General features: G+C 60.3%; 9 protein-coding genes. 1 reads left to right on the top strand and 8 read right to left on the bottom strand.

Going from position 1 to position 7,982, the window contains the following annotated elements:
• The 3 genes from PHW99_RS07580 to PHW99_RS07570 form a co-directional block, all read right to left on the bottom strand.
• Nucleotides 1-743: DUF808 domain-containing protein (locus PHW99_RS07580; RefSeq protein WP_300175324.1), on the bottom strand; the 743-nt coding region annotated here is incomplete at its 3' end.
• A gap of 39 nt (nucleotides 744-782) precedes the next feature.
• Entirely contained in the window at nucleotides 783-1,313 is a 531-nt protein-coding gene (locus tag PHW99_RS07575) for a GNAT family N-acetyltransferase (protein ID WP_300175322.1), read from the bottom strand.
• Nucleotides 1,314-1,418: 105 nt separating this feature from the next.
• Nucleotides 1,419-2,267 carry a 3-hydroxybutyryl-CoA dehydrogenase gene (locus PHW99_RS07570; protein ID WP_300175320.1) on the bottom strand — a complete coding sequence of 283 codons (849 nt, stop codon included), beginning with the start codon at nucleotides 2,265-2,267 and terminating at the stop codon, nucleotides 1,419-1,421.
• A 133-nt stretch (nucleotides 2,268-2,400) separates the two neighbouring features.
• Between PHW99_RS07570 and ipdC the strand changes: the two genes are divergently transcribed.
• A complete protein-coding gene (gene ipdC / locus PHW99_RS07565) occupies nucleotides 2,401-4,023 on the top strand; it encodes an indolepyruvate/phenylpyruvate decarboxylase (RefSeq protein WP_300175318.1) in 1,623 nt (540 codons plus the stop codon).
• Nucleotides 4,024-4,078: 55 nt separating this feature from the next.
• Here ipdC and PHW99_RS07560 read toward each other — a convergent pair whose 3' ends face one another.
• From PHW99_RS07560 to PHW99_RS07540, 5 genes are all read right to left on the bottom strand, one after another.
• A complete protein-coding gene (locus PHW99_RS07560; RefSeq protein WP_300175316.1) occupies nucleotides 4,079-5,047 on the bottom strand; it encodes a membrane dipeptidase in 969 nt (322 codons plus the stop codon).
• 151 nt (nucleotides 5,048-5,198) lie between these two features.
• Complete coding sequence (locus PHW99_RS07555) at nucleotides 5,199-5,639, bottom strand: hypothetical protein (RefSeq protein WP_300175314.1); 441 nt, start codon at nucleotides 5,637-5,639, stop codon at nucleotides 5,199-5,201.
• Nucleotides 5,636-6,031 (bottom strand): hypothetical protein, encoded by a 396-nt coding sequence (locus tag PHW99_RS07550; protein WP_300175312.1) that lies wholly within the window; start codon nucleotides 6,029-6,031, stop codon nucleotides 5,636-5,638. The genes PHW99_RS07555 and PHW99_RS07550 overlap by 4 nt, the downstream gene beginning before the upstream one ends.
• Nucleotides 6,032-6,063: 32 nt before the next feature.
• A complete protein-coding gene (locus PHW99_RS07545; RefSeq protein ID WP_300175310.1) occupies nucleotides 6,064-6,666 on the bottom strand; it encodes an IPTL-CTERM sorting domain-containing protein in 603 nt (200 codons plus the stop codon).
• Nucleotides 6,667-7,021: 355 nt separating this feature from the next.
• Nucleotides 7,022-7,705: an IPTL-CTERM sorting domain-containing protein gene (locus PHW99_RS07540; protein WP_300175308.1), complete on the bottom strand. Its 684-nt coding sequence runs from the start codon at nucleotides 7,703-7,705 to the stop codon at nucleotides 7,022-7,024.
• Nucleotides 7,706-7,982: the final 277 nt, after the last annotated feature.

Raw genomic sequence — 7,982 nt, 5'->3', positions numbered from 1 at the left:
TGCGCCAGAATGCCGCCGCCCACCAAAAACATGGCCAGGGTGCCGACCACGGTCAACGTCTTCATCAACCAGGGTGCGGCCCGGAGAATCAGGTCACCGGCGCGGCGCGGCAAGGCCGTGGCCTGCTGGCTCAGGTGCAGCCCGATATCGTCGAGCTTGACGATCAACGCCACCACGCCGTAAACACCCACGGTCATCGCCACGGCAATCCCCGACAGCACACCAATCTGCACGGTCAACGGACTGCCCTGCACAATGCCCAGCGCAATCACGATGATTTCGGTGGACAGGATGAAGTCGGTACGGATCGCGCCCCTGATCTTGTCGCGCTCCAGCGCCACCAGGTCCACCGAGGCGTCGGCCAGCGACTGCACCAGCGCCGCGTGATGCGCCTGGTCTTGCGCCCGGCTGTGCAACAGCCTGTGCGCCACTTTTTCAAAGCCTTCAAAACACAGGAACAGGCCGCCAGCCATCAACAACGGTGTCACCGCCCAGGGTGCCAAAGCGCTCAGCAACAAGGCCAGCGGCACCAGGATGGCTTTGTTGACCAGCGAGCCCTTGCACACCGCCCAGACCACCGGCAGTTCGCGCTCGGCATGCACCCCGGTGACTTGCTGGGCATTCAGGGCCAGATCATCACCAAGCACACCCGCCGTCTTCTTGGCAGCCACCTTGGCCATGACGGCCACGTCATCGAGCACAGTGGCAATGTCGTCCAGCAAAACCAGCAGACTGGTGGCCATGGGGGTTTCCTCTGTCAGGTGGGGTGGGAAATCGGTGGCTTAGTTCAGGTCGCGCTTGAAGCGGATCTCTTCAATTCTCACACTGCCCAGTGTCACGGTCTTGATGGTGGTCATCTCGCGCTTGAACCCGGCCATGTCAAAAAAATGCAGGGCGCGCTCGTAGCCCAGTGGCACCCACGCCGTGACCTTGGTACACCCTTCGTCGATCAGCCCCTCACGGCCAGCGTCCCACAAGGCCAGACCCACCCCCTGGCCCCAATGGCTCGGGCTGGCGTACAAGGCCCAGATTTCACCCATGGTTGGTGGTGTCTTGGGGTCACGGGAACGGTCATAACCAACAAAACCGACCACCGTATCACCATCTACCGCCACCTGCACCTGGGGTTCGCTGTATTCAATGGCTTCGCGCCAGAAGGCCTGGCTTTTTTGCAAACTCTCAAACACCGGCATGGCTTCACCGGGAAACTGGGCCTTGAAGGCGGCCTGGCTGGCACTGGCCTGAACTTGGGCAATGGCTTTGGCGTCACGCTGGGTCGCCGGACGCACGGAAATCGTGGAAATATCAGACATTCAGAAATAAGCCGGGGCCTGGCCCGGCGGTCAATCAAAAAAAGAGGGCGATTGTCGCCGCATCTGAATCACAGCGACCCGGATGCGGCAACAGAGCAAAGGTTTTCAGTAGCTGTAAACACCTTGCCCGGTTTTGCGGCCCAGGCGGCCAGCGGCGACCATTTCCTTGAGCAGCGGGCACGGGCGGTATTTGCTGTCACCAAACTCGCTGAGGTAAACCTCCATCACCGCCAGGCACACATCCAGGCCCACCATGTCGGCCAGCGCCAGCGGGCCAATCGGCTGGTTGCAGCCCAGCTTCATGCCGGCGTCAATGTCCTCGGGTGTGGCCAGCCCTTCGGCCAGCACAAAAAAGGCCTCGTTGATCATCGGCACCAGAATGCGATTGACCACAAAACCGGGGGCGTTCTTGACCGTGATGGGTGTCTTGCCCAGCTGGGTGGCCAAAGCGTGCACCGCAGCGTGGGTGGCATCGCTGGTCTGCAGGCCACGGATGATTTCCACCAGCGCCATCATCGGCACCGGGTTGAAAAAGTGCATACCGATGAAGCGGTCAGCGCGGCTGGTCACCGCGGCCAGTTTGGTGATGGAAATGGATGAGGTGTTGGACGCGATGATCACCTCGGGCGCCACCAGCGCATCAATCTGCTTGAGGATCTTGACCTTCAGGTCCTGGTTTTCGGTGGCGGCTTCAATCACCAGTTGGGCGCCCTTGAGGTCGTCGTAGCTGGTGCTGCCCTTGATGCGCGCCAACGCCGCATCCTTGTCGGCCGCAGTGATCTTTTCCTTTTTCAGCAGACGGTCCAGGCTGCCGGACACCGTGGCGATGCCCTTGGCCACGGCCTGGTCGGAAATGTCAACCATCACGACGTTGATGCCCGAGACCGCGCATGCCTGTGCGATGCCGTTACCCATGGTGCCTGCGCCGATGATGCCGACGGTTGTGATGTTCATAGTGGAAACTCCTGAAAAAATAAACCCGACGATGTTAACTGCGTCCAGTCATCCCCTGCATCAGCCGCCCCCCGGGCCGGACCGCCCGAACGTGATAATCCGGCCACCTCGTTTTTTTTTGGAGACATTCCACATGAATCTCACCGAACAGCTGCTGCACGCGCTCAAAAAGCACGGTGCCCGGCAGATTTTTGGCATTCCGGGCGACTTTGCCCTGCCCTACTTCCGCATCATCGAAGAATCAAAGATCCTGCCGCTCTACACCCTGTCACACGAACCCGGTGTCGGGTTTGCCGCCGACGCCTCGGCGCGCATCAACGCCAGTCTGGGCGTGGCGGCCGTCACCTATGGCGCCGGTGCCTTGAACATGATCAACTCGGTAGCTGCTGCCTTTGCCGAAAAGTCGCCACTGGTGGTGTTGTCGGGCGGTCCGGGCAAAGGGGAATCCCGCTCGGGGCTGCTGCTGCACCATCAGGCCAAAACCCTTGATTCGCAGTTTCAGATCTTCAAGGAAATCACCTGCGACCAGGTGCGGCTGGACGACGCTGCGCGCGCACCCGCCGACATCGCCCGGGTGCTGGCCAACTGCCTGCGCCATTCCGAACCGGTGTACATCGAAATCCCGCGTGACATGGTGGCCGTCCCCTGTGCCGAGGTGATCCCCCTGGCGCCCCCCGCCGTTGATCAGGATGCATTGAACGCCTGTGTGGACGAAATCCTGGAGCGCCTGGCCCAGGCCAGGTCACCGGTGTTGATGGCCGGCGTGGAAGTGCGCCGCTACGGGCTGGAGGACAAGGTGGCGACGCTGTCACGTCGCCTGGGGCTGCCGGTGGTGACCAGCTTCATGGGCCGCGGCCTGCTGGCCGACCAGGACGCGCCGCTGGTGGGCACCTACATGGGGGTGGCCGGTTTCCCTGAAGTGACCGAGCTGGTGGAGAACTCCGACAGCCTGTTCCTGCTCGGCGAGATCATTTGCGACACCAACTTCGCCGTGTCACAGACCAAGATCGACATGCGCAAGACCATCCAGGCGCTCAATGGCCGGGTCAACATCGGCTACCACACCTATGCCGACTTGCCGTTGACCGAGCTGGTGGCGTGTATGCTGGCACGGGTGGGTCAGGTCGACAAGGCTTTTGAGATCACGCCACAGGTGTTCCCGCGCGGCCTGAAGGCAGATGCCGCCAGCATCACCCCCACCGACATCGCCACGGCCGTGAATGACCTGATGGCCGAACACGGCAAGATGCCGATTGCCTCCGACATGGGCGACTGCCTATTCACCGCCATGGAAATCGCCCACACCGCGCTGGTGGCGCCGGGCTACTACGCCACCATGGGTTACGGTGTGCCGGCCGGCCTGGGGCTGCAGGCCGCCACCGGCGAACGCGCATTGATCCTGGTGGGCGACGGCGCCTTCCAGATGACCGGCTGGGAGCTGGGCAACTGCCGCCGCTACGGCTGGGACCCGATCGTGCTGGTGTTCAACAACGCCAGCTGGGAGATGCTGCGCACCTTCCAGCCCGAATCGTCGTTCAACGACCTGGGCCACTGGGGGTTTGCCGACATGGCCGCCGGGCTGGGCGGCGACGGTGTGCGTGTGACCACCCGCGCCGAGCTGAAGGCCGCGCTGGATCAGGCCGTGGCCACCCGCGGCCGGTTCCAATTGATTGACGTCACGATTCCACAGGGTGTGCTCTCTGACACCCTGGCGCGTTTTGTGGCCGGCGTCAAACGGCTCAATGCCAACAAGTAAATCAGGCCTTAGCCCACGTCAAATGGACTTTTATAGCTATTAATAGTATAGCAAATCAAACTGACCAGACCTGCTGCGCGACCCGCAGCATGTTGCCGCCCAGCACCTGGGCCACCTCGTCGGCCGCCATGCCGGTGGCCAACAATGCGGCCTCCAGGTGCTGCCAGGTGTCGACTGGGGCGTAACGGATGCCTGCAATGGCGTTGGCATAACCGGCACTGACCGGCCACCAGTAGCCGCGGTCAAAGTGGCCAGGTGGCGCATCGTTGAGGGCCGGCTCGGCAAAACCGTTGTCCAAGCCAACGCCCACATGCGCCACCCCCACCAGGTCGGCCACGTAGGCGATATGCCGGGCCACGTCTTGTGCCGTGGGGTTGGGGCTGCCCAGGAACAGCGACACGCCTGACACACACACCACACCACCAGTGGCAGCGCAGGCACGGATTTGCGCGTCACTGATGTTGCGGCCATGCGCCACCAGCGCCAGCGGGTTGGCGTGGCTGAACACCACCGGCTGGCTCGATGCGGCCATGATCTCCAGGCTGCAGGCCCGCCCGGTGTGGGAGCAGTCCATCAACACACCGGCCTGGTTGACCGCCTGCACCATGCGCCGGCCCAGTGGCGTCAGGCCGCGCGCCTCATCGTGGCAGCCATCGGCCACACTGTTGTTGCGGTTGTAGGCAAAGTGGATTTGCCGCACCCCCAGGCGGGCATACAACGCCACCATGTCAGGTTGTTCCAGCAACGGCACGGCCCCTTCCAGGTCAAAACCAATGGCAATCTGTCCGCCGGCTCGGGCGCGTTCGATGTCAGCCACACTGCCAGCCAGCAGATAACGGTCCGGGTGTGCCGCCATGGTGGCGCGATAACCCGCCAGCACCGACAGGATCTGCGACACCGGGTTCATGTCCATGCCGACATTGATCGACACGTAGTGGAGGCCACAGGCGCGCAGCCGGTCAATCGGGGCAAAACTGGCCTGCGGGTGCAAGGGCAGGCACATGTGGGCGTCCCAGCGGATCATGGTTTTCTCCTGAGGTTCTTGCCCATGTACCTTCACCAGTGGGTTGCAGCTGAGCAGCCGCGCAGTATCAGGCATTCAGAGCGTGCCTACTGGCCGACCGTCAAATACACAGCATCGGCAATGATGGTTGTCTATCACCGCGTGAATCAAGTTACTGCTTCCACTTGCCTTCGCTCAGTTCGCAAACCTGCTTGGCTTGGCCCTGCTTCAGCGCATGATCGTCTGCCATGTATTGCAAGTTCATGGGATGACCAAAGGCTCCTGCACAAACGCCTTTGGGATTGACTGGGCAATCGCTGACAAATTTCATTGAAAGACTGTTATCCGATTTCTTCCCGCCTGAATTTCCCCCTTGCGATTCGAACAAGTCCTGACAACCGATTTTGAAGTCCCGATCGCTCATCCCCTTGTTGGCGGCGCAATAATTCGATATCTGGGATATGCCGTTTCCGGTCAGTGCGCCTTGGATCAGGCAGCCATTGTCCTTGGCAAAAACGGTGAAAGCGGGCGTCAAGGCGATGATGCTGGCGACGCATTTCATTCTGAATTTCATATTCAAAGGATTCTTTTTTTTTGGATTGTTGTGGGTCAAACAGATTTTGAGTACGGCGTTACACGCCGCTCAGCGCTGCGCCGGTAGCTGATGACAAACAACACACCCAGAACCAGATCAACGAGAAAAGGCGTCAGCGTCAAAGCGTTGATGCGGCCCAGGGCGTAGAGCACCACAACCGCGCCAGCCCCGAGAAATTTTTCCACCATCGCGGGCACCATGAGCGGCCGGTAGCGACGCACATCACTCGCAATCAGCAAAAAGGCGAGCTGCCACGCCAAGGCTACCCCCAGGAAAGCGTAATACTGCTCCGGGTGATTGGTGGCCGGAGGAAAGTCGATACCGAGCCGGTGCTCCAAAAAATACATCGGCAGCAACAGCACAATGCCGTAGACACCAGCCCCGGCAAAAACCCGCTTGGCAAAATTCATGCGTATACGTGGAAAAAAATTTGGGCCGTATGCTACAGGCGCTGCGTGCGGCGGGCATGGACCAGGCCCAACATCGCCATCAAAGCCACCAGAATGATCACCCCCCACTCAGACAGCGTGGGAACCGTGGCGACGGCGCTCACGATCGCGGCGATGCTCCATGCCCCGCCATCAGACACAGACGCGGTGCTGGCGTTGGTATCGGTGCCCAGGAACGTACAGTAATCCGCCGTCCCCCACGATACCCCAATCGTCAGGCATTTGAAATTGTGCGCCACGGTCGTGGATATGCCGCTGAGACTCAGGTAGTCAAGCCTGTCATTCACCGCATGTGGTGCGGCACCCGCCTGCCAACGCTCGACTGACACGGACGCAGAGGTAATCTGACCCGTGGCATTGGTTGACACCATGATGTTGCCAGGCATGCGCACATTGGCATCCGTGCTGGCAAAGGTGGTGAGCCCGTCGGAAAACGAGAATGCTGTGACCTGGGGTGCGATGTTGGCTGCCGCCAGGTTGGGGGCCAGTGGTCCCACCGTGGTCAAGGTGCCAGTGACTTTCATGGTGTTCAGGTAGTTGCCCACCGAACCCAGCGCCGACGTGGTGTGATTGTTGATAGTGGCGTAGTTGCTCACGGTAAGGCTATACGTTTCAGCCCACACACTGGTCGCCAGCAACATGGTTCCTAACACGATCCAAATTTTTTTCACTATCCATTCCCATTCAAGTTATTTTTCAAGATGACACGGGCGTGCTGGTGGCATCCCCCCCTTGTCAGGCTCAGTTTCTGCGCAGGTGATTAACCGCTAGAAGAACCCATGATTCTGGCGAAGGCGTCCACAGCCCGATAGCCCCATGCATGGGGGGATTTGTGATGCCACACCCAGGCCATGGCCTGTTTGACAACAACCAATCACCCTTTCGGTTGGCGTCATCAACAAGAGAGAGACGTGACCAGGTGGTCCGAAGAAACCCGGCTCAAGTCAGGCGCTACTTCTGCGCCGTTTGCCGGTACCGGCTCTGGGCCATGCCAAACATCGCGATGAAGAACGTCAAAATGATGACGCCCCATTCAGACAGTGTCGGCACTGTACTCACCGTGCCTGCCACAGGACCGCTCCATACTCCGCCCCCACCGGAACCAGCGCTACTTGTGTTTGTATCGGAAGGGTTGGACGTACAGGAATCGGCAACCCCCGAAGACGACACACCAATCACACCACATTTGTCATTGTGATAAGCATTGGTTGCTGCGCCGCTGATCAGGATGTAGTCAAACCTGTCGTTCACCGCATGCGGCGCGCTGCCGCTCTGCCAGCGCTCAATCAATGCGTCCAAACCGATGATCTGGCCGGTGGCATTGGTGGACACAATGATGTTGCTATACAAGCGAATATTGGCGTCGGTGCTGGCAAAGGTGGTGAGCCCGTCAGAAAAAGAGTAAGCCGTGATCTGGGCTGTCACATTGGCCCCGGCCAGGTTGGCGGCCAGCGGCGCGGCTGTGGTCAGGGTGCCAGTGACTTTCATGGTGTTGAGGTAATCACCCACCGACCCCAGGGCCGAGGTGGTGTGATTGGTGATGGCGATATAGGTGCCACCGGTGTAGCTGTAGGTATCTGCCCAGACATTGGAGGCCAGCACCGCGGCCCATAACATGATCCAAATTTTTTTCACAATCTGTTCCTAACAAGGTTTTGGTTTTTCAAGACAACACGGGCCTGCGGTTCGTGCACACCCGTTGTCAAGCTCACTATCTGAGCAGGCGGTCAAGCAGGTGATTCAGCATCGGCATGGCAGGCAGGCTGCACCCTCCACACCGGCCATGGCGTCACGAAAATCTGCCTGCCACCCTGGCTGAAGACACAGCGATTCTGGCGAAGGCGTCCCCAGTCCAATAGCCCCACGCATGGGGGGGTTTGTGAGGCTGCACGCAGGCGCCGGCTCACTCGTG

The organism is Rhodoferax sp. (genome assembly GCF_028689305.1).
GTDB lineage: Bacteria > Pseudomonadota > Gammaproteobacteria > Burkholderiales > Burkholderiaceae_C > Rhodoferax.
This window is presented reverse-complemented; position numbering and strand designations above follow the sequence as displayed.

What these genes read in the sequence shown, in the direction of transcription:
- PHW99_RS07570 (WP_300175320.1), bottom strand. Translation starts at nt 2,267, where the DNA reads ATGAACATCACAACCGTCGGCATCATCGGCGCAGGCACCATGGGTAAC.
- PHW99_RS07550 (WP_300175312.1), bottom strand. Translation starts at nt 6,031, where the DNA reads ATGAATTTTGCCAAGCGGGTTTTTGCCGGGGCTGGTGTCTACGGCATT.
- ipdC (WP_300175318.1), top strand. Translation starts at nt 2,401, where the DNA reads ATGAATCTCACCGAACAGCTGCTGCACGCGCTCAAAAAGCACGGTGCC.
- PHW99_RS07575 (WP_300175322.1), bottom strand. Translation starts at nt 1,313, where the DNA reads ATGTCTGATATTTCCACGATTTCCGTGCGTCCGGCGACCCAGCGTGAC.
- PHW99_RS07560 (WP_300175316.1), bottom strand. Translation starts at nt 5,047, where the DNA reads ATGATCCGCTGGGACGCCCACATGTGCCTGCCCTTGCACCCGCAGGCC.